The organism is Mumia quercus (genome assembly GCF_025506335.1).
Taxonomy (GTDB): Bacteria; Actinomycetota; Actinomycetes; order Propionibacteriales; family Nocardioidaceae; genus Mumia; species Mumia quercus.
The window spans coordinates 442297-468132 of sequence record NZ_JANZYO010000001.1 but is presented as its reverse complement, the minus strand read 5'-3'; the positions used below and the strand labels follow the sequence as shown (position 1 = coordinate 468132).

Genomic DNA, 25836 nt, shown 5'->3' with positions numbered 1-25836 from the left:
CCCATGGACGATTCCACGCTTCGCCCCAAGGTCGCGGGGCTGATGCCGCAGATCAGGGAAGACCTCGAAGCGATGGTGGCCCTCCCCTCGTGCGCGTTCCCCGGGTTCCCCGCTGATCCCGTGAACGCGATGGCGCAGTACGTCGCCGACGCCTTCGGGCGCTACGGAGTCCCGGCCGAGATCACCGAGGTGCCCGGGGGGTACCCCGCGGTCACCGCGCACCTTCCTGCGCCCGACGGCCGGCCCACCGTGCTCCTCTACGCGCACTACGACGTCCAGCCTGCCCCGAAGGAGCAGGGCTGGGAAACCGAGCCCTTCACCCCCACGTGGCGCGACGGACGACTCTTCGGGCGCGGCGCGGCGGACGACAAGTCGGGCATCGCGATCCACCTCGCGACGCTGGCCGCCTTCGACGGCAAGCCGCCGGTCGGCGTACGCCTCGTCGTCGAAGGCGAGGAAGAGACGATCAGCCATCTCGAGGGCTGGGTCGAGGCGAACCCCGACGAGGTGCAGGCCGACGTGATGGTGGTCGCCGACATGGGCAACCTCGCTGTCGGCGAGCCGGTCCTCAGCACCGGGCTGCGCGGCCACGTGAAGGCCGTGGTCGAGGTAAGGACCCTCGCTCAGCCGGTGCACTCGGGGTTGTTCGGCGGCGCGGCGCCGGACGCCCAGATGGCGCTCATCAAGATGCTGGCGACCCTGATCGACGACGACGGCACGTGTCTCGTCGAGGGCATCGCGTCCGGCGCCTGGGAGGGAGCCGACTACTCGGAGGAGATGCTGCGCGCCAACGCCGGCGTGCTCGACGGTGTCGACCTCGTCGGCACCGGCTCGATCGCCTCCCGCCTCTGGGCGAAGCCGTCGATCAGCGTGCTCGGCATGGATGCCGTCCCTGTCGACAAAGCGTCGAACGTCCTGCAGCCGACGGCACGTGCCGTGGTCGCGATGCGCATCCCGCCGGGACAGGACCCGCACGACGCCATCGAGAAGCTCATGGCTCACCTGCGCGCGGTGGCGCCGTGGCACGTGCAGGTCGACGTGCACGAGGACAAGGTCAGCCCGCCCTTCTCGCAGCCCACCGACGGGCGTGCGTTCGGTCTCATGCGCGAGGCCCTCGCCACCGCGTACGGACGAGAGGTCGAGACCGTCGGCTCCGGCGGCTCGATCCCGCTGCTCGACACGCTGCGCGACGTGGCCCCCGAGGCCGACTTCGTCCTCATCGGGGCGCAGGACGCGGCGCGGGCCAACATCCACGGGCCGAACGAGTCCGTGGATCCCTCCGAGATCGAGAACATGGCGCTCGCCCAGGCCCTTCTCATCGCAAGCCTCGCCCAGTAGTCCCCCACCGGTCGCAGCCGCGTCCGGCGTTCGAAAGGCACGCGCGTGGACACCTTCCTCCTGATCCTCCAGGCGCTCGTCGTCGTCGGCGCCATCTACATGGGCGTCCGGCTCGGCGGCGTCGGTCTGGGCCTGTGGGGCGCCGTCGGCGTCCTCCTGCTGGTCTTCGTCTTCGGAGCACCACCGGGAAGCATCCCGAGCGACGCGATCCTCGTCATCATCGCCGTCATCACCGCGGCGTCGGCGATGCAGGCGGCCGGCGGCATCGACTACCTCGTGCACCTCGCGGAGAAGGTGATCCGCTCTCGCCCGAAGCTCGTGAACTACCTGGCGCCGCTGATCACCTTCGCGTTCTGTGCCGGGTCGGGGACGGGCAACATCATCTTCCCGCTGCTCCCGGTGATCTACGAGGTCTCCTACGAGCGCGGCATCCGGCCGGAGCGCCCGCTCGCGACGTCGGTCGCCGTGTCCGGCTTCGCCCTGGCCGCGAGCCCGGTGGCGGCGGCGATGGCCGCCTTCGTCGGCCTCACAGGCAACGAGGACGGTGCCCTGAGCCTCGGCGAGATCCTGCTCATCACCTTCCCGGCGGTCCTGCTCGGCACCCTCGTCGCCGCGCTGATCCAGAGCCGGGTCGGGCCCGACCTCAAGGACGACCCAGAGTTCCAGCGGCGTCTCGCCGCGGGGATGATCCACCCGCCGGCGGCCGAGACCGGCACGGAGACGGGCGCTGACGTCCCGGTCTCGGCGAAGCGCGCAGCGGGGGTCTTCTTCGCCGGCGTGCTGGTCGTCGTGCTGCTGGGCGCGTTCGACGAGCTGCTGCCGACGTACGAGGTGGACGGCAAGACCGAGACGCTCTCGCTCACGACCTTGCTGATCATGGTCATGCTCGTCGTGGCGCTCGCCGTGATGCTCGTCGGCAAGGTCAAGCCCGGCGCCGTCCTGGACGCGCCGCTGACGAAGTCGGGCCTGACCGCGATCATCGCCCTGCTCGGCATCGCGTGGCTCGCGAACACCTTCATCACCGGCAACGAGGACACGGTGATCGGCGGGCTCACCGACCTCGCGAAGGAGGCGCCGTGGTTCCTCGCCATCGGGCTCTTCCTCGTGGCGGCGGCGACGACCAGCCAGTCCGCCTCGGTCAACACGATGATCCCGCTGGGCCTGAGCCTGGGAGTCCCGGTGGCGACGCTCGCCGCGTACCTCCCCGCGATGGGCGGCGTGATGACGCTGCCGGCGAACGGCTCACAGCTCGCGGCGGTCGAGATCGACCAGACGGGCTCGACGAAGATCGGCAAGTACGTCGTCAACCACTCGTTCATCCTGCCGACGCTGGTGATGGCCGCGGTCGCGGTGCCGACGGCGCTGCTGATCTCGAGGATCTTCGTCTGACGCCTCAGCGCCGGGCGGCGCGCAGGGCCGCGCGCGCCTCGGCGAGCAGTCGCTGCGCCTGAGGCAGACCCCCGTCGGACTCCCCGGTGACCACCACCGGGGAGCTCAGCGGCGTGAGCGGAGTTGCGTCGCGCAGCGCCGTACCCAAGATCGGCTCGTCGAGCGCGGAGCCGCCCGGGGGTGGCGCGAGCAGGATCGTCGCCTCGAGCTTCAGCAGTCGGACGCCGAGGAGCCGCGCCACGACGTGCGCCCTGACGACGGCCCCCTCGGCGAGCGTCGGGGAGTCACTGGGACGACGAGCGGCCCGGACCATCGGGATCGCCGTAATCCTCGAGCCGCTTGCCGGCCCGCTTCGCCGCGGCGACGAGCTGCTCATACCTCTCGTGGCCTGCTCGCGTCCCCAGCACGTAACCGATGCCGAAGACGGCGAGGGTCCGGAGCCTCACGACGAACGCTGCTTGTCGCGGAGCGCGCTCACGGCGGCACTGGCCGCAGAGAGCCCGATCAGTCCGGCTGCCGTCAGCGCGCCGCCCCGCAGGGCGCTGCCTCCGGGCAGCCGGTCGAGGGCCCGCTCCCAGGGCGACTTCCGATGGAAGAGCTTCACGTCGATCACTCCGTTCAGGCTCGGCTGCGCGAGGCGCGCCGGATCGCGTTCACGAGCTGGGTCTTGTTCTTCTGGGACGTGTCAGGGACCCCGAGAGACTGCGCCATGTCGACGAGCTCGGCCTTCGTGCGGCGCGAGAGGCTGGTCGTGTTGTTCTCCTGCTTCTGCTCAGCCCGCACGGCCTGCGCCGCGCTCTTGGTCACGGCCTCGCGGGCAGCGACGGCACGCTGCCTCGTCGCGTCGGCCTCGCCAGCCTGCTCCTCAGCCTTCGCCACGAGGCGGTCGGCCTCCTCGCGCGCCTTGCGTGCGGCCTCGTCGGCGGCCTTGGTCGCGTCGTCTGCGAGCTGGCGTGCCTCGCTCATCGCGGCGTGCGCGGAGTCGATGCGCTCCTGCGCGTCCCGCGCTGCCTCGTCGGCCGCGGCGCGCCGCTTCTCGACGGTGCGTTCGACGTCGCTGCGGACGTCCTCGAGGCGTGCCTGCGCCTCCGCGTCAGCCTCGCGGCGCTCGGCCTCGACCTGCTCGTCGGCACGGCGGCGCGCTTCACGTACGCGCTGCTCGACGTGGTCGTGCGCCTCCTTCTGCGCCGCGCGCAGGCGCTCGCGCCCCTCGGTCTCGGCCGCGCGGGCCTCGTCGGCGCGCTGCTTGGCCTCCTGCGCGTGAGCGAGTGCCTCCTGCTCCTCGGCGCGGGCACGCTCGACTGCGGCATGCGCACGGGCGAGGCGCGTCTCGATGGAGTCGATCCCCGGCACGCGGTCGGCGACGGCGGCGGTCGCACGGCGTACCTGGTCGATGACGCCGTCCTTGGACTGCGACGCCGCCTGCGTCGCACCGTCCTGGACACCGTTGACGTTCACGGCCTTGGAGACGAGCCACGCGGCATTGCGCGGAAGGTCCTTCAACCCTCCGGCCATGCGTCGTGACGCGCGCCGCATCGTTCCTTGGTTGGACATCGTTGCCCTCCCCCTCGGTGCTGGGTCCCCCGCCCGTTACCCCTTTGTCCCGGTTTCATGCCGATCACGCCACCTGAAATCAGTTAGCGGGCTAATCGTTAGTACACTGAATGTCATGGACATCGACGACCCGCTCGCCCTCGAGCACCAGGTCTGCTTCGCGCTCGCGGTTGCGGCCCGCAGCGTCGTGGCCGCCTACCGCCCGGTGCTCGAGCCGCTGGGTCTGAGCCACCCTCAGTACCTCGTCATGCTCTCCCTGTGGGAGAACGACGGCCAGTCGCTGAAGGACCTCAGCGCCGCTCTCCACCTCGAACCGGCCACCGCCTCGCCGCTCGTGAAACGGTTGGAGGCACTCGGGCTGGTCCTGCGTGAACGCTCCGCGAGCGACGAGCGGACGCTCACGATCTCCCTCACCGACGCAGGCCACGACCTGCGGGCCCGTGCGCTCGAGGTCCCTGTCACGATGCTCGAGCGGCTCGGGATGACGGCGAGCGAGCTCCTCGAGGCGAACGCCTTCCTCCACCGCCTCATCTCCTCCGCCCAGAAGGCGACCGACCCTGTCCCCACCAGGAGCCCTGCATGACCGACCGCCCGACCCCCGCCCCGACGCAGACGCCGACCCCGGCGCGCCCGCGCAAGACCCGCGAGCAGCACGAGGCCGAGCTCGCCGCGCTGCGCAAGGTCCAACGACGCGTCGCTGCGATCGGGTTCTTCGCGATCACCGTGCACGGGATCTTCGGCTGCATCGGCCTCGCCTTCGTCCTCGACGGGCAGGGCCGGCACGGCGACGCCATCGCGCTCACCCTGATGGCAGGCGTGATCACGGTGATCACGTACGCCGGAGTCCGGCTCATCCTCAAGCGCTCGCTCTGGTCGCCGGTGTGGATCCTCGTCGCGGCGCTGCCGACCGTGGCCGCGCTCGTGACCCTGCTCGTGCGCTGACCGGAGACGGTCACCGCCCGCATGTCCGGTGGCCGACCGGGTACGGGCACGCCATGACCAACATCGAGTCCGACGTCGCCCGCAACGCCGAGCAGCTGCTCAACGAGTCCGGAGCCTTCGACCGTCAGCAGCAGGAGCCGCCAGGCACCACCTCCGCCATGTCGCCCGTCCCGGACCACGGCGAGGAGTCGTACGAGGGGTCAGGCCGCCTGGCCGGACTGCGGGCCCTGATCACCGGAGGCGACTCCGGCATCGGGCGCGCGGTCGCCATCGCGTACGCCCGCGAAGGCGCCGATGTCGCCCTCTCGTACCTGCCCGAGGAGCAGGCCGACGCCGAGGACACCGCCTCCTGGGTCGAACGTGAAGGGCGCAAGGTCGCACTGCTTCCCGGCGACATCACCGACCGTCGTACGGCGCAGTCGCTCCCGTCGCAGGTCGTCTCCGAGCTCGGCGGGCTGGACGTGCTGGTCAACAACGCCGGCTACCAGATGGCGCGCGGCGACGGCCTCTCGTCGATCTCGCCCGAGCGTCTCGACCGGGTGCTGCGGACGAACCTCTACGCGCTGTTCTGGATCACGCAGGCCGCCGTGCCGCTGATGCGGCGCGGGTCGAGCGTCATCAACTGCACGTCGATCCAGGCGTACGACCCGTCGCCGACGCTGCTCGACTACGCCGCCACGAAGGCCGCGATCAACAACGTCACCGCCAACCTCGCGGCGATGCTCGGGCCCGAGGGCATCCGCGTGAACGCCGTCGCGCCCGGCCCGATCTGGACGCCGCTCCAGCCGGCGACGCAGCCGGAGGAGAAGATCGAGGCCTTCGGCAAGGACACGCCGCTCGGCCGCGCAGGGCAGCCCGCCGAGGTCGCACCGGCGTTCGTCTTCCTCGCGTCCCCGCGCGACGCCAGCTTCGTGACGGGCGCGGTCATCGGCGTGACCGGAGGCAAGCCGGTCTTCTGACCTCTCCGTACGGTCAGCGGCCGAGGAGCCCGGCGTCACGCAGGCGGCGCCGTACGGCGTCGGCGGGGACCGCGTGCGCGACGCCGCCGCGGAACCCGCGCGTCGTCGTGGCCGTCAGCACCGAGTTGAGCAGCGCTTCCTCGACCGCGTCCATGGTCGCGCCGAACAGCGGGTCGAGTGCCGCGTCGTCGACCGGCACACCGCCCTCGGCGACGCTGAACGCGAGCGCGTAGTCACCGCTGCCGTGGGCGAACCGTGCACCGACGCGGGCCATCGCGAACACGGCGCGGCGCGCGACGCGGCCGAGTTGGCGCGCGTCCACGGCGGCGTCGGTGGCGACGACGACCATGCAGGAGTTGCCGGTCGTCTCGACGCCCGCGTGACCGAGCAGCTCTTCGGCTGGCATCGGCACACCGGCCACGGTCAGCACGCCTCCGAAGTTGGACTGCACCAGTGCACCGACGGTCGCGTCCGCGCCGCCCACGACGACGCGCCGCGACGAGGTGCCGATCCCGCCCTTGTAGCCGAGCGCCGTCGTCCCTGTGCCTGCACCCACGCACCCCTCGTCGACGTTGCCGACGTCGGCGGACGCCAAGGCCTGTGCAACGTGCTCGGCGCCGAGGGCGCGGGCGCGGATGTCGGACAGGAACCCGTCGTTCGTCTCGCCGACCACCGGGTTGAGCGTCGTCACGTCCTCGTAGCCGGGCCACGACAGCACGTGACCCACCAGCGCGTCGGCCACCCGGAACGCCGACAGCGTGCTGGTGAGCAGCACCGGGGTCTCGATCGCGCCGAGCTCGTCGACCTGCGTCGCACCGACGAGCTTGCCGAAGCCGTTGCCGACGAACAGGCCTGCGGGGAGCCAGCGGCGCTGGGCACCCAGCGCGTCGGGCACCACGGCCGTCACCCCGGTGCGGAGGTCCCTCTCGACGACGGTGGAGTGCCCGACGCGGACGCCCGGGACGTCGGTGATCGCGTTGGCCGCCCCGCGCGCGTACGGACCGAGGGCAAGAGGCAGCTCGTCGACACGCACGCGCCGACGCTACCGCGTCACAGCGCGGCGACGTCCAGGTCGAGCGTCGTACGGTCGCGGGCCGCGACGAGGTCGAGCAGCGGCGCGACCGTCGGGAGCTCGTACGTGAAGAAGTAGCGTGCCGCGAGCCGCTTGCCGTCGTAGAACGCGCCCTCGCGCCCCGCGGCGGCCAGCTCCTGCTCGAGCCACAGCCAGGCGACGACGACGTGGCCGGCGGCGTCCAGGTAGGCGGTCGCGTTCGCCAGCGCCACCGCAGGGTCACCGTCGGCCCACGTGATCCGCGTGACCTCCACGAGGCGGGCGAGCACCGCCTCGAGGGCCTCGGCGTGCACGGCGGTCTCGCCTCCCGCCTGGCGCCCGGCGGCGATCGTGGTGCCGAGGGTCTCGGCGAGCAGCGCGAGGCCGGCACCCCCGTCGGCGACCACCTTGCGACCGAGCAGGTCCAGGCCCTGGATGCCCTGCGTGCCCTCGTGGATCGGGTTCAGGCGGTTGTCGCGGTAGAGACGTTCGACCGGGTAGTCGCGCGTGTACCCGTAGCCCCCGTGCACCTGGATCGCCAGGTCGTTGGCCGTGAGGCACCACCGCGACGGCCACGCCTTGGCGATCGGCGTGAGCACCTCGAGCAGCCGTGCCGCGCGCTCGCGGTCCTCCGGATCGGGCGCGCTCGCTTTCTCGTCGACGAGGTGGGCGCAGGAGAGGACGAGCGCCGTGCCGCCCTCCACGTACGCCTTCTGCGCGAGCAGCATCCGCCGTACGTCGGGGTGCTCGACGATCGCGACCGGCGGCGCCGACGGGTCCTTCGCATCCAGCCGCCTGCCCTGCGTACGGGTCTTGGCGTAGTGGAGCGCCTCCAGGTAGCCGGCGTAGCCGAGCGCGACCGCGCCCGCGCCGACACCGATGCGCGCCTCGTTCATCATCGTGAACATGTACGAGAGGCCGCGGTGCTCCTCGCCGACGAGGAACCCGACCGCACCCGGCAGGCCTCCCGGGGTCGCGAAGCCCTCGCCGAAGTTCAGCAGCGTGTTGGTCGTGCCTCGGAAGCCCATCTTGTGGTTGAGGCCGACGAGCGCCACGTCGTTGCGCTCCCCCGGTGCACCCTCCGTGTCGGGGAGGTACTTGGGCACGACGAACAACGACAACCCGTGGACGCCCGCCGGCGCGCCGGGCGTCTTGGCGAGGACGAGGTGCACGATGTTCTCGCCGAGCTCGTGGTCGCCCGCGGAGATCCACATCTTGGTGCCGGTCAGCCGGTACGAGCCGTCGTCCTTGCGTACGGCGCGCGTCGCGACGTCGACGAGCGACGAGCCCGCCTGGGGCTCCGACAGGCACATCGTGCCGTACCACCGTCCTTCGACGACCGGCCTGGCGTAGGTCTCGATCTGCTCCGGGCTGCCGTGGGCGAGGAGCAGGTGGGCGTTGCCCGCAGCCAGCGACGGGTACGCGTGCGCCGCCACGCTCGCCGCCTGGAAGAACATCGAGGCCGCCCGCTGCACCGTGAAGGGGAGCTGGATGCCCCCGTGCGCGACGTCGAACGACATGCCGGGGAGTCCGGCCTCGGTGTAGGCCGCCAGCGCGTCGGCGACCTCCGGCAGCAGCACCACCCTGCCGTCGTCGCCGATGCGGGGCTCGTCGACGTCGAGCGCGGCGGCGAGCGGGGCAAACTTCTCGGCGGCCAGCCGCTCCGAGAGGTCGAGGACGCCGTCGAAGGTCGTGCGGTCGTGGTCCGCGTACCGCTCCCGGGACGTGAGGGCCTCGACGTCGAGCCATTCGTAGAGCAGGAAGTCGAGGTCACGGCGCGACATCAGGCGGGGGGACTCCATGAGGCAATACTAAGCGCTTGCTTAGCCCGGAGGAATTCGCGCACTGTGACCGAATCAACGGGGGTGGGGACCTTCTGGCGGGTTCTGGCCCGGCAGAGGGTTCGGGTCCTCCATACTGGCGCGGATGCCCAGCCGAAAGGTCCGTCCGTGATCAACGTCGTCGACCCCAGCGGCACCGCCTACCACGGTGTCCACCACCAGATCTGGGCGACGATCGCTCGCCACCTCCCGCGACGGTCGTGGAGCTCGGCGGGCCGCGACTACGTGCCGGGCGCGCTCAACTTCTCGCTCTTCATCAACCTCGACTCCGACGTGCTCATGTCGCACGGTGTCGCCGACAAGAACTACCTCTGGCGCAAGACCGACGACGGTGGGCGTGCACTGACCGCGGGCCACCGTACGGACGTCCTCGTTCCCGGCCCGATGCTCCAGCGGCGCGTCACCAGGTCGAGGGCGCTCACCCTCGATGCCGACCACGTCCACTCGGTGGGATGGCCGCGGCTGGACCTGCTGCTCGCGCGCGAGCGCCAGCTGCGTGCCCGCCTGCGCCGTCGCGGCCGGCGACGCCCGCGCGTCCTGTGGGCGCCCACCCACGACTTCGTGAAGAAGGGCGAGGAGCAGTTCACGATCTCGAGCTTCCCTGCGTTCCAGGAGTACCTCGAGCCGTTGCGCGAGCACTTCGACGTCGAGGTGTCCGAGCACCCGCGCAACCGCGGCGTGGGCAACAGCAAGCGCCCCACGACCGACCAGCTCATCGACGCCGACGTCGTCATCTCCGACTTCGGCACGATGGTGTACGAGGCCTGGGCGCTCGGCAAGCAGGTCATCTTCCCCTACTGGATCAACGGGGAGGCGCTCACGCGCGCGCACCGGCGCGCGGCGGAGAACACCATCTACACCGAGCGGCTGGGGCTGCACGCGGACAGCTTCGACGAGCTCGTCGCGATGATCCACGAGCGCCGCGAGCCCGGCCCACAGCTCGGGAAGTTCCTCGACGACTACCTCGACCCCCGCTACCGCGGCACCAGCGGCAAGCGCATCGCCGACCTGCTGCTGCGGCTCGACCGCGAGCGCAACGGCTGAGGCGGCGCGGGCACCTCAGTGCCCGCGGAACGCCTCCTCCAGCCACCACGACGCCGCGCTGGTGATCTTCGCGTCGACCAGGAGCGGTCGCTCGCGCGGTCCGGCGAGCCACTCCCGTACGGCGGCGACGTCGTCGCGGCCTCGTACGGTCACCGCGTCGAAGCCGTAGCCACGTCCGATCGCCGCAAGGTCGGCAGGCGGGAACGTCACGGTGTCGAGCGCGTGGCCCGACGGGCCGAAGTGGTGCACCTCAGCCCCGTACGCCTCGTCGTCGTACACCACGACGACCATCGGCAGACCCAGGCGTACGACGGTCTCGAGCTCGGCGGCACCCATCAGCGCGCCGCCGTCACCGAGCGCGGCGACCGGAAGTCGCGACGGCTGCGCGAGCGCGGCGCCGATGGTCGTGGCGAGTCCGAGACCGATCGACTGGAACGCCTGCGTGAAGCAGAACCCGCGCTCGTCGGGGACCGCCAGGAACGCGCTCGGGAAGCCCATGAAGTTGCCCGAGTCCACACCGACGACGCGCTCGGCGGGCAGGAGGTCGTCGAGCGCGATCGTGAGCGTCCGGGGATCGATGCGGTCGGGAGCTCCCTCGTCGGTGACCGTGCTCCCGTCCTCGTACGGGACGTCGCGCCAGCGCCCTTCCGAGGCGAGGCGGGCGCGCAGGCCCGGGCTGCGGTAGCCCTCGCGCGTGCCGTCCAGCGCAGCCAGCACCGCACGCGCGGTGGCACCGACGTCACCGACGACGCCGACGGCCTCGGGCCGGTGCGCCCCGATCGCGTCGGGGTCGTCGTCGACCTGGACGACCTGCGCCTCCGGGCTGATCAACCGACCGTGCCGCATCGTCCACATGTTGAGGGCGCAGCCCCATCCGACGACGAGGTCGGCACCGGCGATCAGCTCGGCGGTCAGCGGCGACGAGAAGCCGCCTGACACGTCCAGCGACCACGGGTTGCCGACGAACAGCCCGCGCGCCACGGCGGACGTGGCGAGCAGCGCGCCGGTGGCGTCGGCGAGCCGGACGAGGTCGGGCCCGGCGCCGCGCGCTCCACGACCGGCGACGAAGACCGGGCGCTCGGCGCGCTGCAAAGCGTCCAGCAGGACCGTCGGGTCTCCCGCCTCCGGCTGGGGTGCCGCGGGCGGGGCAGCGGCGTCGGTGACCTCCTCGGCCAGCGCGGCCTGCACTTCCAAGGGCATGTTGAGCAGCACGGTCCGGCGCCCCTGCCGGGCGAGGTCCACCGCCGCCCGCGCCTCGGCCACGGCCGTCGCCGCCGACGTCAGCCGTGCCGGCACCGCACCGACCGCGCGGGCGAGCGCGTCCTGGTCGACGAAGAAGTTGGACCGCGGCTGGGTGACCTCGGCCGCCAGCACCACCAGCGGCGTACGGCTCTTCGCCGCCTCGGCGATGCCGGTCATCGCGTTCGTCAGCCCGCACCCCTGGTGCACGCTCAGTGCAGCGACCCCGCCGCCGGTACGGGCGTAGGCGTCGGCCATCGTGGCGGCGCCGCCCTCGTGGCGCGCCGCGACGAACCGCGCACCGGCCGCGACCATCGCGTTGGTGACGTGGAAGTTGCCCGATCCCACGACGCCGAAGACGTGGTCGATGCCTGACGCGACGAGGACGCGGCCGACCGCCTCGGCGACCTGCATCAGCGCTCCACGAGGGCCAGCACGCGTGCCGGCGAGCCGGAACCGCCCACGATCCGCAGCGGCGACGCCACCACGACCGCACCGGTCGCAGGGAGCCGGTCGAGGTTCTGCAGCTGCGCCAGCCCGTACTTGCCGGCGCCGAGCAGGAACGAGTGGCACGGGAACGCCGGGTCGAAGGAGTGCGCGGCACCCGCGTCCGTCCCGACCGTCTCGACGCCGATGCCCTGCAGGGGCGACTCCTCGGCCACCCAGCGGGCGCACTCCGCCGACATCCCGGGGCTGGTGGGGCCGGTCTCGGTGTTGTTGACCATGTCCTCCTGCGTCACCCGCGCCGACCACCCGGTCCGGCAGAGCAGCCAGCCACCCTCCGGGAACGCGCCGTGCTCGGCCTGGAACGCGTCCAGGTGCTGGCGCTCGATGAGGAAGCCCGGGTCCTTCGCGACCTCCTGCGTCACGTCCAGCACGACGGCGGGGGCGACGAAGGCCGAGACCGGCACCGAGTCGATGTCGGCGAGATCCTTGCCGGTCACCCAGTGGTTCGGGGCGTCGAAGTGGGTGCCGGTGTGCTCGCCGGTGCGGAAGTTGTTCCAGTACCACGCCGGGCCGCGGTCGTCGTACCGGCTGATCTCCTCCAGCTCGAAACGCTGGGTCTGCCCGAGCTCCGGCGGCAGCTCGAGCAGCGGGGTCTCGCTCGACAGCGGCGCGGTGAGGTCGACGACCTCGACGGAGCCAGAGGTGAGGGCCTGGGTCAGGGCGGTCAGGACGGACATGGTGCTCCAGGAGGCTCAGAGGGCGGGGACGGCGTACGACGCGTGGGAGCACCTTAATCCGTGGCTGACCCCTGGGCCCAGCACACTGTGACACCACGCGACCAGGGGGACGACACATGACTGATCCGGGGATCACAGGGACCGGCTGGGCAGTGCCGAAGCGGATCCGCGAGGACGACGACCCGGTGTACTCCGCGCTCGACCGGACGCCGGGGCCGACCGGGGTCGCCGAGGCCGACCTCTTCACCGGCACCGGGCAGCGCCGGGTGCTCAGCACGGACGAGGAGATCGAGAGCTTCATGGTCGACGCCTGCCAGCAGGCGCTCGACGAGGCGGGACTCGACGCGACCGACGTCGACCGCATCTACGGGTACGCGTCGGTGCCGGCGTACTTCACCCCAAACTCCCTGTACGAGGTCCACGCCCGCCTCGGCATGCGGGAGGACAGCCTCGTGGTGCCGCTGAACAGCGACTTCAGCAACTTCCTCCTCGGCGTCGTGCACGGGCACGAGGCGATCGTGGCCGGCGGCTGCGAGCGCGTGCTCGTCGTCACCGGGTCCAACTGGACCCGCCACGTCGACTACCGCCGCGGGCACGCCCAGGCGATCGGGGACGGCGCGGGCGCCGCCGTCCTCTCGCCGGGCGGCGCGCTGCGCCTCGTCGACCACCAGACTCGGACGTTCGGCTGGGGCTACTCGTCGATGACGATGGCCGTACGCCCGCGCCAGGCGCACGACTGGGCCGGGATCCCGGTCGGCGAAGACGGCCACGCGGCACCGACGTACCTTCTCGAGCCCGACACCGGCGTCGAGGTCTACCAGACGATCATGCGCGACGGGCTGCCCGACCTCGTCGCCGAGCTGCTCGCACGCCACGGGCTCAGCGGCGCCGACGTCTCGCTCATCACCCACCAGGGCTCGCGCGCCCTGCTCGACCACTGGGCCGACCGGCTGTCGCCCGCGGCGTACCTCGAGACGCTGGAGAGGTTCGGCAACCTCACGCACTCGACGTATCCGGTGAACCTCGCGCTGCACGCGGGCGCGGTCCAGACCCCGTACGTGGTGATCGCCGCCGTCGGGACGGGCTTCCACGTGACGGCGCTGCTGCTGCGCGTGGACGAGGCGCTACGTCCTCGCCAGTGACAAGAGCTTCGCCGGGCCCAGCCCGTCGAGGTACGCCGAGCCGAGCGCGACGCCGATCTTGGGCAGCGCGGCCTCGTCGGGGAACACCATGTAGAGCCGCTGGTAGCGGGGCTGGAACTTCGCCTTGAAGGCCTCGAGCGACTGGAACCCGTAGTACGGCTCCAGGGTCTCCCCCACCACCTCGAGGACCCGGTCGATCCCCGAGCGGTCGAACGTCTCGTCCTGCTCACCCAGGTGCGCCAGCGGCGCCCCCGAGAGCGAGACGAGCGCGTACCCCTGCTCCTTGAACGCGAGGCACGCGGAGGCGATGAGGAACTCCATGGTGTAGCGGAACCCGTCGGGGAGTCGGCGCATGAGGTCGAGGGTCCAGCCGATCTGCACCCCGTTCTCCGCGTGGATCGGCATCCAGCTCGTGACCCCCTGCACGGTGCCTTCGTCGTCGATCGCAAGACCTACGAGCACCTGCGGGTCCATCGCCTCGTCGACGCCGCCGAGGGTGAACCCCATCTCCGGGAGCCCCTTGTCCCCCACCCAGGCGTCGGAGATCGCGCGCACCTGGACCTGGATCCCGCGCGGCGCCTCCGCCAGCCTCACGAGCCGGTGGGTGATCTCGTGCTTGCGCGCCTGGTTGAGCGCCGTACGGACGTCCTGCCACTTCTTGCCCCGGAACTCCATCGTGGGGAGGTCGATCACCGCCTCCTCCGCCACCTGGAGCGAGGACCACCCCTGCCCCCGCGCCCAGACGGCCACCTCTTCGGTGACGCTGAAGAAGCAGGGGGTCGTCCCGCCCTCCCGGGCGACGCGGACGAAGAGGTCGAGCAGCTCGGCACGTTCCTCGGGCTCCGCGACCGGGTCGCAGAGCCCGAGCGCGACACCGCTGCGGATCTGGTAGGCCACGTAGCCGTCGCGGTCGGCAGGGAACCACCACCGGTTCTCCGGCCACGTCGTCATCCAGGCGAGGTCGTTGGGCGACCCGAGGGTGGACAGGCGCGCGCGCACCTGGTCGCGGTCACCCTCCGACGGCGTCCCTCCGAACACGCTCGCGCCCTCGCGCGCGCGGCGACGCCTGCTCGGGTTGCGGAACGCGCGCCGCCCGAGCACGAGGACGGCGACCTGGATCAGGTCGAACACCAAGATCACCACGTAGAGCCCGAGGCCTTCCGGACGCTCGTGCCGGAAGGCCAGGGTGAGCACGGGGACGGTGGCGAGGACGGCCGCGACCGCCGTGACGAGCAGGGCCCCTCGCCACCACAGCCGGCGCCCGTGCAGGAGACCCACTCCGATGACGACGTCGAGGACGACGGTCGGGATGACGCTCCACCAGGAGAGGTCGGTACCGCCGAAGTGGCCGAACGGCCCCTCGACGGAGAGGAACTGTCCCGCCAGCGTCACCACCGCACCCAGCCAGAAGAACCCGGCCGCGAGCCACCGCACCTCGTACCGCGAGAGACCTGGGATCCACAGGCGAGCGGGTCGGCCGACGATCCGGGGGCCCAGCGGCAGCCAGAACAGCAGCGAGAAGAGGTGGGCGAGGTCGGCCAGCGTGCCGACCAGGATCAGGTTGGGGATCTCGTACGCCCACATGAGCACCCGCACCCGCCCCCGCCAGGGAGGGCGCATCTTGGCCGACGCCACCGCGAGCACCGCGAACGCCCCGGCGCTGAATCCCACGTCGTACGCCTCGGCCCGGGCGTGCGCCCACGCCCAGTCGGTGTGCCGCAGCACCGCCACCACCAGCGACACGAAGACGACCGCGCCGATCTGCCCGGTGATCGCGACCCACGCCGCCGTCTTCGTCCCGAGCACCCACTCGCCGATGCCGACAAAGATCGCCGACGTGAGCACGATCGGCAGGTACTGGATGGGCAGGAACGCCAGGAACGAGCCGGTCACCGGCGTCCACCACCGGCCGGCCTCCAACGACGGGAGCCCGTACGCGACGTCGTGGAACCACGGCTTGTCCACCGCCGGTGACCACGCGGTCGTCGTCGCCACCGCCACCACGAGGGACAGCAGGACCAGCGCGGACGTGAACGGGAGGCGCCGGACGACGGCAAGGACCGCCCTACCCCATCGCGCCATGAGCCAAGGCTGACACCACCGTCATAGGTGGGCACCTCGAGCGCAGACGTGCGGCGGGGCCGGTGGCGACGGATGCTGGAACGGCGGAGAGGAGTGCGATGGGCGAGCAGCCGAGCACCAGGGACACCGACGCCGTGCGCGAGACCTTCCTGGAGTTCCAGCGCGAACGCGGTCACGTGATCCTCCCGCGCGCGTCGCTCGTGCCGCACGACGACCCCACGACGCTGTTCACCGGGAGCGGGATGCAACCGCTGCTGCGCTACCTCGAGGGAGCCGAGCACCCCGACGGCCCTCGGCTCGCCGACTCCCAGCCCTGCCTGCGCAGCCAGGACCTCGACGAGGTCGGCGACGACCGCCACACGACCTTCTTCGAGATGCTGGGCAACTGGAGCCTCGGCGACTACGGCAAGGAGGAGCAGCTGCGGTCCGTGTGGGAGCTCCTGGTCGTCCGTCTCGGCCTGGATCCCTCGCGCCTGTACGTGAGCTGTTTCGGCGGGGACGACACGTACGACCTGCCCCGGGACGACGAGAGCGCCGCCGTGTGGAAGGACCTGTTCGCCGCCGCCGGGATCGAAGGGACCGTCGCCGACCTCGGGACGCTCGAACGCGCCGGGGAGATCGGCAGCGACGGCGCGCGGATCTGCTTCTACGGCCGCAAGAACTGGTGGTGCCGTGGCGACTCGATGGAACGGATGCCCCTCGGCGACCCCGGCGGCACGGACTCCGAGATGTTCTACCTGTTCCCCTCGCTCGCGCACAACCCCGCGTACGGGGCTCGGTGCCACCCCAACTGCGACTGCGGGCGCTACGTCGAGATCGGCAACTCCGACTTCATGTCCTACCAGCGCACCGAGGACGGGTTCGCCCCGCTCCCCCGGCACAACGTGGACTTCGGGGGCGGGCTCGAACGCATCGCGGCCGCGGTGATCGACAGTCCCGACGTCTTCCGGACCAGCCTGCTGTGGCCGCTCGTGCAACGGCTGGAGGAGCGCAGCGGCGTGGGCTACGACGACGCGACCGCTGCGTTCCGGGTGGTGGCCGACCACGTCCGCGGCGCGACGTTCCTCGCCGTCGACGGGGTGGTGCCGTCCAACAAGGCGCAGGGCTATGTGCTGCGGCGGCTGGTGCGGCGCGCGATGCGCAAGGCGCACGAGCTCGGGCTCGACGAGGACTTCGTGGGCGGCCTGGTCCCGACGGTCGCTGGGCTCTACCGCGACGCGTACCCGGAGGTCGAGCAGCGCCGCGACGAGGTCGTCGCGACCCTGGCCGCCGAGGAGCGCAAGTTCCGCCGTACGCTCGAACGAGGCCTCGCGCACGTGCGGTCGTACGAGGGCCGCACCGTGACCGGCGCCGACCTGTTCGCCTGGAAGGACACGTACGGGTTCCCCGTGGAACTCAGCCTCGAGGAGGTCCGCGCCGAGTCGCTCGCCCTCGACCCGGACTGGCAGCACCAGCTGGACGACCTCGTCCGCGAGCAGCGCGAGCGCTCGCGGGCGGCCACGAAGAAGGAGCACCTGTGATCCAGAACTTCCGGGAGTACCTCGAGGACCTGATCAGCCAGGGCTACACCGTGCGTCACGACGAGCACGGCTCCGACCCCGACCTCATCGATCCCGGCGGAAACCCGATCGAGACGTGGCGCGACGACTACCCGTACGACACGCGGATGGACCGCGACCACTACGAGCGCGAGAAGTACCGCCTCCAGGTGGAGCTGCTGAAGTTCCAGTACTGGGCCCAAGACACCGGCACCAAGCACGTCATCCTCTTCGAGGGGCGCGACGCCGCCGGCAAGGGCGGCACGATCAAGCGGTTCACCGAGCACCTCAACCCGCGCTCGGCGCGCGTGGTCGCGCTGACGAAGCCGACCGAGACCGAGCGCGGCGAGTGGTACTTCCAGCGCTACGTCCGGCGGTTGCCGACCGCCGGGGAGATCGTGCTCTTCGACCGCTCCTGGTACAACCGTGCCGGCGTCGAACGGGTGATGGGGTTCTGCACCGACACCGAGTACGAGCGCTTCATGCACCAGGCGCCGCTGTTCGAGGAGATGCTCACCGAGAGCGGGCTCCACCTCACCAAGCTGTGGTTCTCGGTGACCCAGCACGAGCAGCGCACACGCTTCGCGATCCGCCAGATCGACCCGGTCAGGCGGTGGAAGCTCTCGCCGATGGACATCGAGTCGCTCGACCGCTGGGACGCCTACAGCGACGCGAAGGAGGCGATGATGCTCCACACGGACACCGACGCCTCGCCCTGGACGGCGATCAAGAGCAACGACAAGAAGCGGGCGCGCCTCAACGCGATGCGGTTCTTCCTGAGCCAGTACGACTACACCGACAAGGACGCCGAGGTCGTCGCGTACGCCGACCCCAAGCTGGTCCGCCGCGGACGCGACACCGTCGGCGACTGAGACGGCTAAGACGGGAACGGGCCTGCCCGCAGCAGCGCGCTGGGGAGCCGACGGCCGATCTCACCCTCGAGCCACCCGGCGGCGTCGATGAGCGTCGCGAGGTCGAGCCCGGTCTCGATGCCGGAGCGCGCGAACGTGTAGACGAGGTCCTCGGTCGCGACGTTGCCCGTGGCGTTCGGCGCGAACGGGCACCCGCCGACGCCGCCGATGCTGGCGTCGAGGACGTCGACCCCGGCCGCGACGCCCGCGACCGCGTTCGCGACGCCGGTGTTGCGGGTGTCGTGGAGGTGGAGCCGTCGCCTCGTGCCCGACGTGGCGCGGCGTGCAAGCAGCGCGAGCCGTTCGGTCACGGCGGCCGGGACGGCGACGCCGATGGTGTCGGCCAGCGCGATCTCGTCGGCCCCGGCCTCGGCCACGCGGGCGACCACCTCGTCGAGGCGCGCGGTCGACACCTCTCCCTCGAACGGGCACCCGAACGCGGCACCGACCGTGACCGTGGTGGCGACGCCGGCAGCGCGCGCGTCCGCGACGATCTCGGCGGCGGCGTCGCACGCCTCGGCAGTCGTCGTGCCCTGGTTGCGGCGGCAGAAGGTGTCGGTCGCGACGACGACCACGTTGACCTCGTCCACCGCCGCGGCGAGCGCTCGGTCGAGCCCGCGCCGGTTCATCACGAGACCGGCGTACGCGACGTCGTCGCTGCGGGGGACGGCCGACATCACCGCTTCGGCGTCGGCCATCTGCGGCACGCGCTGAGGGTTCACGAAGCTCACCGCCTCGATCCGCCGCGCCCCGGCGGCGAGCGCCCGCGAGACCAGCTCCACCTTCGCCTCGGTGGGCAGGACCACCGACTCGTTCTGCAGGCCGTCGCGCGGGGACACCTCGCAGACGACCACGCTCATCGCAGACCTGCCAGGTAGTCGAGCGCCTCGTCCTCCGAGACCACCTGCGCGTACTTCGCCTGCAGGTCGTACAGGTTGGCCTCGTGCGGCCCCTCCGCCCGATCGGCGACGGCGTCGCGGACCACCACCGGCACGAGCCCGTGCTGGAGCGCGTCGACCGCCGTCGCGCGGACGCACCCGCTGGTGCTGACCCCCACGACGAGCAGCGTGTCGACGCCGTGCGAGGTGAGCGTGGACGAGAGCGACGTCCCGAAGAACGCGCTCGCGTACTGCTTGACGATCACCGGCTCCCCGGGCGCCGGCGCGACCTCCTTCACGATCTGCGACAGTGGCCCGCCGCCCGCGAACCCCGCCAGCGCCGGCAGCTTGCGCAGGAAGACGCCGCCGTCGGCGCCACCCGCGTCGTACGCGACCCGCGTGTGAACGACGGGTACGCCCGCCTGCCGGGCGCCGTCCAGCACCCGGGCCGCCGGGCCGAGCACCGCCTCGGACGGCAGGCAGAGCGCGGAGCCGGGGTCGAAGTACGCCTGGACGAGATCGACTGACACCAACGCTGGGCGCCGACCCGGGGGAAGCCCGACGCCCAGCGTTGGCGGGAACATGTCCGCCGGCAGCGGACTCACAGAGGCACCGGCGGCTTCGGCGCGGGGAGGCCTGTCTCCTCCTCGCAACGGGCGAGGATCTCCTCCAGCGGCGGGCCGGAGTCGAACGTCGGCAGCACGTCGGGACGCTCCTCGCGCAACGCCGAGCGCAGCGACTCGGTCGCCGACGCGTCGACCGTGCCGCTCTCGTCGCACACCACCCCGTACCGGCGGGCGCCGTCGACCGTCACCAGCCCGCGGCGTACCTCCAGTCCGACGAGCTCGGGGTCGCGGGCGAGCGGGTCGCCCCAACCGCCACCGCCCCACGTCACGAAGTGGAGGACGTCGCCGCGCGCGACCGGGACGTCGTGCACCTTGCTCGGCAAGACCTCGCGGGTGCCGTCGGCGCGCTCGAGCCACTTGGTGCCGCGGGCGCCGGGCGCACCGCCGTTGACACCCCAGGGGTAGGTGAGCCACCGGTCGTCGTGGATCGCGATCGTCCCCGGCTCGAGGAACCGGTACGCGACGTCGACCGCGTTGCCGCCTCGGTGCAGGCCCGCCCCGCCGGTGTCGGCGACGGTCTCCCACGCCTCGACGCGCAGCGGGTAGTAGGACTCGAGGTACTCACAGGGGATGTTGACGAACGAGGGCCACAGCGAGTGGCCGTCGGGGCCGTCGCCGATCGGGCGGCCCGGGATGCCGCCGAACCCGATCGAGTACAGCTGGAACCACTCGCCCTTGCGCTCGCCCTCGCTGTAGTTGCCCGAGTACATGAAGTGCGGCGACGACGAGAAGCCCGCCGCGTTGAGCAGGTCGGGGTTCGTCTGACCGAGAAGGCCGCCGAACAGGTCGAAGACGCGCCCGATGCCGTGGTTGCGGGCGTTCAGCGCCGCGGGGAACCTCGGCTTCCAGAACGAGTCCTCCGGGATCTCGACGTCGACCAGGGGGTAGAACCCGTCGTTCCAGAGGATCTGCGGGTCGGCCACGGTGATCATGTAGATCCCGAAGAACATCCGCACGAGGTTCTCGTTGATGAAGTAGTTGATCGGGCCCTGCGCCTGGGGACTGCTGCCCGTGAAGTCCAGCAGCACCTTGTCGCCGTTGCGGGTCAGGCTGAGCTTGAGCTCGTACGGGCCGTAGCCGACGCCGTCGTCGCAGATGTAGTCGGTGAACGACAGCGTCTCACCGTCCTTGAACACCATCTGCAGCAGCGCCTTCATCGCCCGATAGTTGCGGTCGAGCAGCGCGTCGAGGGCCGACGTGTACGTGTCGGCGCCGAAGCGGGCACACAGCTCCTGGACCCGCCGACCGGCCGTACGGCACGCGGCGACGAGCCCGTTGAGGTCCGCGCGGTTCCAGTCGGGCTTGCGGACCTGGTTGAGGATGATCCGCAGCGCGTCCTCGTCGAGCACGCCCTTCTTGTAGAGCTTGAAGGGCGGGATGACGACGCCCTCCTCGTAGATCGTGCGGGCGTCGGTCGGCATCGACGCGGGCGTCTTGCCGCCGACGTCGGACATGTGCCCGAACATCGACGACCAGCCGACGATGCGTCCTTCGAAGTAGATCGGCATGACGACCAGCCAGTCGTTGGCGTGGCTGATCGCGGCTCCGCACGAGTACGGGTCGGAGGTCAGGAGGACGTCGCCCTCCTCGATGGTGCCGTCGAAGTTCTCGAGGAAGTCGGGGATCGACAGCCCGAACTGGCCGACGACCATCTTGCCCTCGGGGTCGCCGATCAGCGGGAACTCGTCGTGCTGCTCGCGGATCCCCGGCGAGAGCGCCGTACGGAACAGCACCTCGTCCATCTCGTACCGCGCGTTGCGCAGCGCGTTCTCGACCAGGTCGAGGGTGATGACGTCGACGTCGACCGGCGACAACGGGGTGGTCGCGGTCTCGATGAGCTGTGCCATGGTCTCAGGCCTCCGTACCGGTGCCGGTGTGGTCGAGGGGTCGAATGAGCAGGCTGCCGCTGGGATGGACCGTCGCGGTGTGCCCAGGGAGCACGAGGGTGGTGGAGTCCATCTCGGTGACGATCGCGGGCCCTTCGACGACGTCGCCACCGCGGAGGAGGTCGCGCTGGAAGATGCCGGCGTCGACCGGCCCTCCGTCGACCCAGATCTGCTGCGTGGACGTCCGCGCGGCCGACGGGTCTCCGCCACCGGCGGTGAGCGTGGGGGCGCTCACCGCCGGGCGGGGGCCGGTCGCCGTGGCGCGCACCGTGACGATCTCGTGCTCGTTGTCGAGGAGGAAGGAGAAGAGCCGCTCGTGCTCGCGGTCGAAGGACCGACGGAGCGCGTCGAGCCCGGCACCGCTCCCGTCGAAGGTGCTCAGGTCGATCTGCACCGGGATCTCGAAGCCCTGTCCGTGGTAGCGCAGGTCGGCGGCGTAGGTGACGGTGAGCGCGTCCTCGTCGAGGCCGTCGCGCAGCAGGGACGCACGCGCGTCCTCGGCGAGCTCCGACAGGACGTCGCGAAGGCTGTCGTCGTCGAGCGCCGAGAACGGCCGCATGAGCGTACGGACGGCCTCGTCGCGCATGCTCGTCGTCGCGTCGCCGTACGCGCACAGCACGCCCGGCGACGGCGGGATGATCACCGGCCACGCGCCGGTCAGGCGGCCGAGCGCGTTGGCGTGCAGCGGGCCTGCCCCGCCGAAGGCGACGAGCGCGAAGTCACGGGGGTCGAACCCCTGCTGCACCGACACGAGCCGCAGGGCGCCGAGCATGTTCTCGTTGACAATGTCGACGATGCCCTCGGCCGCCTCCTCGACGCTGCCGAGGTCGGTCGCATCCACGATCGTCTGCACCGCCGTCACCGCGGCGTCGCGGTCGAGCGTCACCTCTCCGCCGGCCAGCGACGTCGGCAGGTACCCGAGGACGACGTTGGCGTCGGTGACCGTCGGCTCGGCCCCGCCCTGCCCGTACGCGGCCGGCCCGGGCACCGCTCCGGCCGACTGCGGTCCGACGCGCAGCGCCTGCGTCAGCGGCGGCACGTGGGCGATGGACCCGCCGCCCGCACCGACCGTACGGACGTCGACCGAGGTGGCACGCACGGTGAGGTCGCCGACCTTCGTCTCGCGGCCGATCCGGGGTGTGCGGTCCTGGACGAGCGCCACGTCCGTGGACGTGCCGCCCATGTCGAAGGTCAGGAAGTCGGTGAAACCCGCCTGCTCGGCCACCCACGCCGCACCGGTGACGCCGCCGGCCGGCCCGGACAGGAGCAGCGAGACGGGGTTGTCGGCGGCGGCTGCGGCCGAGGTGAGCCCGCCGTCGCTGCGCAGCATGTAGAGGTTGCCGTCGATCCCCGAGGCGGCGAGCTCGTTGCCGAGGTTGGTCGTGTAGCGCGCCACGCTCGGCTGCACGTACGCGTTCGCGACCGTCGTCAGCGTCCGCTCGTACTCGCGCAGCTCCGGCAGCACCGACGACGACACCGAGATCGTGACGTCGCCCAGGATCTCCGCGGCGATCTTGGCGACGCGGCGCTCGTGGTCGGCGTTGGCGTAGGAGTTGATGAGACTGATGCTCAGCGCTTCCACGCCCTGCGACGCCAGCGACTCCAGCGCACGTCGTACGTCGGCCTCGTCGAGGTCCTCGACGACCGTGCCGTCGCTCGCGACGCGGCCGCCGACCTCGACGGTGTCCTCAAGCGCCGCGAGCGGCTCGGGCTTCGGCCAGATGATCCAGCCGGCCAGGCCGCCGGGGACGAACGAGCGTGCGATCTGGAGGACCTGGCGGAACCCCCGCGTCGTGACCAGGCCGACGCGGGCGCCCTTGCCCTCGAGGATCGCGTTGGTCGCCACGGTTGTGCCGTGCATGACGTCGCCGACCTGGTCGAGCCCGATGCCGGCGCTCTCGCAGGCCTGGGTGATGCCCTTGAGCACACCGACGGACTGGTCGTGCGGGGTGGACGGGGTCTTCGCGCGGTACGTCTCCCCCGAGCGCTCGTCGACGAGCAGGATGTCGGTGAACGTGCCCCCGACGTCCACACCGAGCCGATAGGTCATACGGGTCTCCTCCAGTCAGGTGTCCTCAGATCACGCCGTCGTCACGCAGCGTGGTGAAGCGTTCGTCGTCCATCCCGAGCAGACCGCGATAGACGTCCTCGTTGTGCTCGCCGAGCGCCGGCCCCAGGTGGCGTACGGAGCCTGGGGTCGCCGACAGCTTCGGGGCGACGTTCTGGACGGGGAACTCGCCGAGGGTCGCGTGCTTGAGCCGCACGATGGCCTCGCGGGCCACGAAGTGAGGGTCCTCGAGCATGTCGCGCGCCCGGTAGATCCGGCCGGCGGGCACTCCTGCGTCGTTCAGGCGCTCGAGCAGGTCGTCGGCGTCGATGCCGGCGGTCCACTGGGCGATCAGCGCGTCCAGCTCCTCCATGGACGCGCCACGCGCGCTGTGCGTCGCGTAGCGCTCGTCCTCGGCGAGCGCTGGTCGTCCCATCACCGCGGCCAGCCGCCGGAACACGGTGTCCTGGTTGGCGGCGATGAGGACGGCGTCGCCGTCGCGGGTCGGGTAGACGTTGCTCGGCGAGACGTTGGGCAGCACCGCGCCGGTGCGCTCGCGCTGGTAGCCCGCGATCTGCCACTCGGGGACCATCGACTCCATCAGCGCCAGGACGGACTCGTAGATGGCGGCGTCGACGACCTGCCCCCGGCCGGTGCGCTCGCGTGCGTGGAGGGCGACGAGCGTGCCGACGCAGGCGAAGGTCGCGGCCAGCGAGTCGCCGAGCGACACCCCGGTGCGTGCGGGCGGCTTGTCGGGGTCGCCCGTGATGTAGCGGATGCCGCCCATCGCCTCGCCGATCGAGCCGTAGCCCGCACGGCCGGCGTACGGGCCGGTCTGGCCGAAGCCGGTCACCCGCGTCACCACCAGGCGTGGGTTGATCTCCCACAGCGCCTGCGGTGCGAGCCCCCAGCGCTCGAGCGTGCCTGGGCGGAAGTTCTCGACGAGGACGTCGGACTGCGCGACCAGCTCGCGGACGATCTCCTGCCCGCGCGGGTCGCGCAGGTTGGCCGTCACAGACCGCTTGTTGCGCGCGACAACGGGCCACCACAACGAGAGACCGTGCGGCTTCTCGCGGCCCCACTGCCTCATCGGGTCGCCCGGACCAGGGTCCTCGACCTTGATGACGTCGGCGCCGAAGTCTCCGAGGAGCTGACCGCAGAACGGCCCCGCGAGGAGCTGTCCCATCTCGATCACCCGGACGTCCGAAAGGGCCGCGGCGGCATGATCTGTCACCCGCAGACCTCCCAGAGTCGTATACAAACCGGTAGATATTCGACCGAGACGTAGATCACACCGAGAATGCGAGAGACACTAGAGTCGGGCAGGCGTCCAGGTCAAGGGATCTGACCGAACTTCGGAGTTGTATGCAATCTGGTCTGGGTGAGCCCTGCTATTCTCCCGGCCTCATGGCGGAGAAGATCGACTTCGGCGCGAGCACGGAGCGCACGTACGAGGCCATCAGGGCGCAGATCCTGTCCGGGCGACGCTATGGCGGCGAGTGGTTGCGGGAGGAGGACCTGGCCCACGACCTCGGCGTGAGCCGTACGCCCGTGCGCGAAGCGCTGCGCCGCCTGGCGGCCGACGGGCTCGTCCGGCACGAGCGGCACCGGGGCGTCCAGGTCCAGAGCTGGGGCATCGAGGACGTCGAGGAGATCTTCGAGATCCGCAGCATGCTCGAGCCGTACGGCGCGCGGCGTGCGGCGACCTCGGACGCGCTCGACGTCGGCGCGCTGTCGGACCTCGCGAGCGCGATGACCCGTGCCGCCGGGGTCCACGACCTCGACGCGGTCACCGCGCTCAACAACCGCTTCCACACGGGGATCGTGGAGGCTGCCGGCCGGGCGCGCCTCGGCTCGCTGCTGGCGTCGGTGATCCACACTCCCTTGGTCCACAACACCTTCGCCCACTACCCGCCCGAGGCGCTGCGCCGCAGCCTCGACCAGCACCACGAGATCGTCGCGGCCCTGCGCGCCGGCGACCCCGAGTGGGCCGAGTCCGCGATGCGGTCGCACATCCGCCACGGCTGGGTGTCGATCCGCGACCGCCTCCCCGTGGAGCCGCCCTCGGGCCCCTGAACGCTGCGATCTCGATTTTCTAATCTCTTGTAAAAACCATCCCGGCGCCGCTACGGTCCTGTGAAGAGCCAGACGGGGTGGACGACAGGTCTGCGCTCGTCTCCGACAG

The 25836-nt window shown here is 71.4% G+C and carries 24 protein-coding genes; 10 read left to right on the top strand and 14 right to left on the bottom strand.

Annotated elements, in window-relative coordinates:
* Positions 1 to 3: 3 nt before the first annotated feature.
* Both NYZ95_RS02215 and NYZ95_RS02210 read left to right on the top strand, forming a co-directional pair.
* On the top strand, positions 4 to 1338 hold the full coding sequence (locus NYZ95_RS02215) for a M20/M25/M40 family metallo-hydrolase (RefSeq protein WP_262848253.1): 1335 nt from the start codon (positions 4 to 6) through the stop codon (positions 1336 to 1338).
* A gap of 45 nt (positions 1339 to 1383) precedes the next feature.
* On the top strand, positions 1384 to 2727 hold the full coding sequence (locus NYZ95_RS02210; protein WP_262848251.1) for an anaerobic C4-dicarboxylate transporter family protein: 1344 nt from the start codon (positions 1384 to 1386) through the stop codon (positions 2725 to 2727).
* A gap of 4 nt (positions 2728 to 2731) precedes the next feature.
* Here the strand turns inward: NYZ95_RS02210 and NYZ95_RS02205 are convergent, their stop codons facing one another.
* From NYZ95_RS02205 to NYZ95_RS02190, 4 genes are read right to left on the bottom strand one after another with little or no spacing between them, the layout of a single operon-like run.
* A complete protein-coding gene (locus NYZ95_RS02205) occupies positions 2732 to 3040 on the bottom strand; it encodes a hypothetical protein (RefSeq protein ID WP_262848249.1) in 309 nt (102 codons plus the stop codon).
* On the bottom strand, positions 3012 to 3173 hold the full coding sequence (locus NYZ95_RS02200; RefSeq protein ID WP_262848247.1) for a hypothetical protein: 162 nt from the start codon (positions 3171 to 3173) through the stop codon (positions 3012 to 3014). The genes NYZ95_RS02205 and NYZ95_RS02200 overlap by 29 nt, the downstream gene beginning before the upstream one ends.
* The gene (locus NYZ95_RS02195) at positions 3170 to 3331 is read right to left on the bottom strand and encodes a hypothetical protein (RefSeq protein WP_262848245.1); all 162 of its coding nucleotides are present in this window, start codon (positions 3329 to 3331) and stop codon (positions 3170 to 3172) included. Before NYZ95_RS02195 ends, NYZ95_RS02200 begins: the two co-directional genes overlap by 4 nt.
* Positions 3332 to 3345: 14 nt before the next feature.
* Positions 3346 to 4281, bottom strand: coding sequence for a coiled-coil domain-containing protein (locus tag NYZ95_RS02190; RefSeq protein ID WP_262848244.1), 936 nt, complete (start codon positions 4279 to 4281; stop codon positions 3346 to 3348).
* 115 nt (positions 4282 to 4396) lie between these two features.
* On the opposite strand from NYZ95_RS02190, the gene NYZ95_RS02185 reads away from it, so the two are divergent.
* Genes NYZ95_RS02185 through NYZ95_RS02175 form a run of 3 tightly spaced genes read left to right on the top strand, consistent with a single transcriptional unit; the run spans position 4397 to position 6182 of the window.
* Positions 4397 to 4864, top strand: coding sequence for a MarR family winged helix-turn-helix transcriptional regulator (locus NYZ95_RS02185; RefSeq protein WP_262848242.1), 468 nt, complete (start codon positions 4397 to 4399; stop codon positions 4862 to 4864).
* Positions 4861 to 5223: a hypothetical protein gene (locus NYZ95_RS02180; RefSeq protein WP_262848240.1), complete on the top strand. Its 363-nt coding sequence runs from the start codon at positions 4861 to 4863 to the stop codon at positions 5221 to 5223. The genes NYZ95_RS02185 and NYZ95_RS02180 overlap by 4 nt, the downstream gene beginning before the upstream one ends.
* Positions 5224 to 5276: 53 nt before the next feature.
* Positions 5277 to 6182: an SDR family oxidoreductase gene (locus NYZ95_RS02175; protein WP_262848238.1), complete on the top strand. Its 906-nt coding sequence runs from the start codon at positions 5277 to 5279 to the stop codon at positions 6180 to 6182.
* A gap of 13 nt (positions 6183 to 6195) precedes the next feature.
* On the opposite strand, the gene NYZ95_RS02170 is transcribed toward NYZ95_RS02175, so the two are convergent.
* Both NYZ95_RS02170 and NYZ95_RS02165 read right to left on the bottom strand, forming a co-directional pair.
* The gene (locus NYZ95_RS02170) at positions 6196 to 7215 is read right to left on the bottom strand and encodes a P1 family peptidase (protein WP_262848236.1); all 1020 of its coding nucleotides are present in this window, start codon (positions 7213 to 7215) and stop codon (positions 6196 to 6198) included.
* Positions 7216 to 7232: 17 nt separating this feature from the next.
* Positions 7233 to 9035, bottom strand: coding sequence for an acyl-CoA dehydrogenase (locus tag NYZ95_RS02165; protein ID WP_262848234.1), 1803 nt, complete (start codon positions 9033 to 9035; stop codon positions 7233 to 7235).
* 147 nt (positions 9036 to 9182) lie between these two features.
* Between NYZ95_RS02165 and NYZ95_RS02160 the strand changes: the two genes are divergently transcribed.
* On the top strand, positions 9183 to 10118 hold the full coding sequence (locus tag NYZ95_RS02160) for a CDP-glycerol glycerophosphotransferase family protein (protein WP_262848232.1): 936 nt from the start codon (positions 9183 to 9185) through the stop codon (positions 10116 to 10118).
* A 15-nt stretch (positions 10119 to 10133) separates the two neighbouring features.
* Here NYZ95_RS02160 and NYZ95_RS02155 read toward each other — a convergent pair whose 3' ends face one another.
* Positions 10134 to 11771 carry a thiamine pyrophosphate-binding protein gene (locus tag NYZ95_RS02155; RefSeq protein WP_262848230.1) on the bottom strand — a complete coding sequence of 546 codons (1638 nt, stop codon included), beginning with the start codon at positions 11769 to 11771 and terminating at the stop codon, positions 10134 to 10136.
* Positions 11771 to 12541 carry a cyclase family protein gene (locus NYZ95_RS02150; RefSeq protein WP_262848228.1) on the bottom strand — a complete coding sequence of 257 codons (771 nt, stop codon included), beginning with the start codon at positions 12539 to 12541 and terminating at the stop codon, positions 11771 to 11773. The genes NYZ95_RS02155 and NYZ95_RS02150 overlap by 1 nt, the downstream gene beginning before the upstream one ends.
* Before the next feature lie 116 nt (positions 12542 to 12657).
* Between NYZ95_RS02150 and NYZ95_RS02145 the strand changes: the two genes are divergently transcribed.
* The gene (locus NYZ95_RS02145; protein WP_262848226.1) at positions 12658 to 13683 is read left to right on the top strand and encodes a 3-oxoacyl-[acyl-carrier-protein] synthase III C-terminal domain-containing protein; all 1026 of its coding nucleotides are present in this window, start codon (positions 12658 to 12660) and stop codon (positions 13681 to 13683) included.
* On the opposite strand, the gene NYZ95_RS02140 is transcribed toward NYZ95_RS02145, so the two are convergent.
* A complete protein-coding gene (locus tag NYZ95_RS02140; protein ID WP_262848224.1) occupies positions 13666 to 15765 on the bottom strand; it encodes a bifunctional lysylphosphatidylglycerol flippase/synthetase MprF in 2100 nt (699 codons plus the stop codon). The genes NYZ95_RS02145 and NYZ95_RS02140 overlap by 18 nt on opposite strands.
* A 98-nt stretch (positions 15766 to 15863) precedes the next feature.
* Here NYZ95_RS02140 and NYZ95_RS02135 point away from each other — a divergent pair, with 98 nt between their 5' ends.
* Both NYZ95_RS02135 and ppk2 read left to right on the top strand, forming a co-directional pair.
* Complete coding sequence (locus NYZ95_RS02135) at positions 15864 to 17285, top strand: alanine--tRNA ligase-related protein (RefSeq protein ID WP_262848222.1); 1422 nt, start codon at positions 15864 to 15866, stop codon at positions 17283 to 17285.
* Positions 17282 to 18175 (top strand): polyphosphate kinase 2, encoded by an 894-nt coding sequence (ppk2, locus tag NYZ95_RS02130; RefSeq protein WP_262848220.1) that lies wholly within the window; start codon positions 17282 to 17284, stop codon positions 18173 to 18175. The genes NYZ95_RS02135 and ppk2 overlap by 4 nt, the downstream gene beginning before the upstream one ends.
* A gap of 5 nt (positions 18176 to 18180) precedes the next feature.
* Here the strand turns inward: ppk2 and NYZ95_RS02125 are convergent, their stop codons facing one another.
* From NYZ95_RS02125 to NYZ95_RS02105, 5 genes are all read right to left on the bottom strand, one after another.
* Positions 18181 to 19074: a hydroxymethylglutaryl-CoA lyase gene (locus NYZ95_RS02125; RefSeq protein WP_262848218.1), complete on the bottom strand. Its 894-nt coding sequence runs from the start codon at positions 19072 to 19074 to the stop codon at positions 18181 to 18183.
* Positions 19071 to 19622: an isochorismatase family protein gene (locus tag NYZ95_RS02120; RefSeq protein ID WP_262848216.1), complete on the bottom strand. Its 552-nt coding sequence runs from the start codon at positions 19620 to 19622 to the stop codon at positions 19071 to 19073. The genes NYZ95_RS02125 and NYZ95_RS02120 overlap by 4 nt, the downstream gene beginning before the upstream one ends.
* A 71-nt stretch (positions 19623 to 19693) precedes the next feature.
* Positions 19694 to 21565, bottom strand: coding sequence for a hydantoinase B/oxoprolinase family protein (locus NYZ95_RS02115; RefSeq protein WP_262848215.1), 1872 nt, complete (start codon positions 21563 to 21565; stop codon positions 19694 to 19696).
* Between the two features lie 4 nt (positions 21566 to 21569).
* Positions 21570 to 23654, bottom strand: coding sequence for a hydantoinase/oxoprolinase family protein (locus tag NYZ95_RS02110; RefSeq protein ID WP_262848213.1), 2085 nt, complete (start codon positions 23652 to 23654; stop codon positions 21570 to 21572).
* Between the two features lie 25 nt (positions 23655 to 23679).
* Positions 23680 to 24885: a CaiB/BaiF CoA transferase family protein gene (locus NYZ95_RS02105; RefSeq protein WP_262848211.1), complete on the bottom strand. Its 1206-nt coding sequence runs from the start codon at positions 24883 to 24885 to the stop codon at positions 23680 to 23682.
* 173 nt (positions 24886 to 25058) lie between these two features.
* Between NYZ95_RS02105 and NYZ95_RS02100 the strand changes: the two genes are divergently transcribed.
* Positions 25059 to 25727 (top strand): GntR family transcriptional regulator, encoded by a 669-nt coding sequence (locus NYZ95_RS02100; protein WP_262848209.1) that lies wholly within the window; start codon positions 25059 to 25061, stop codon positions 25725 to 25727.
* Positions 25728 to 25836 lie beyond the last annotated feature (109 nt).